Annotated in this window: 1 pseudogene; it reads right to left on the bottom strand. The window is 56.9% G+C overall.

The features are described from left to right. Nucleotides 1-215: 215 nt before the first annotated feature. Nucleotides 216-510, bottom strand: a pseudogene (locus tag EN780_RS37315) (ABC transporter substrate-binding protein); the annotation flags it as partial.

Here is a 510-nt window from a genome sequence, read left to right as displayed (position 1 = left end):
ACTGAGGATGATCCAGTTCGTTCGATCACCCAAGAACTCTTGGAAGTGTGCGAGCGTCGGTCCAGGATCGAACAGGCTGAGAGAGAGGAGACCAGCGAGCGGGACGAAAAAGAAGATCCCGAGCAGAAGTGCCATCGGAGCAAGCAAGAGCGAGGTTTCGCGATTGTGTAGGGGCCACGCGATGGCCGCTCTGACGGTCTGGTATAAAGTGGCCATTAGCTGGCCACCCATTGGGTCCAGCGCTCCACGAGCACTTCGGTATTAGTTTTGCCCGAGGAGGATTGGGCTTCCCAGTAGGCCGGATCGTAGAAGAATTGCTTGTCAATGTTCTCAGGCGCAGTCGGCAGTTTGGCGGCCACACTGGGCTCAATGTAATTAAAGGCAGCCCGATTGAGCGGACCATAAAAGATGAGATTGTTGAGACGAGCTTGCGCCTGCGCGGTAGCCTGGTAGGCGACAAACCGCATGGCCGCGGCCCGGTTTTTCGTGCCCTTCGGAACGACCCAATGC

The organism is Mesorhizobium sp. M4B.F.Ca.ET.089.01.1.1, from assembly GCF_004022605.1.
In the GTDB taxonomy this organism is placed as follows: domain Bacteria; phylum Pseudomonadota; class Alphaproteobacteria; order Rhizobiales; family Rhizobiaceae; genus Mesorhizobium; species Mesorhizobium abyssinicae.
Note: the sequence above shows the minus strand (reverse complement) of the source record. Positions and strands in the feature narration are given on the sequence as shown.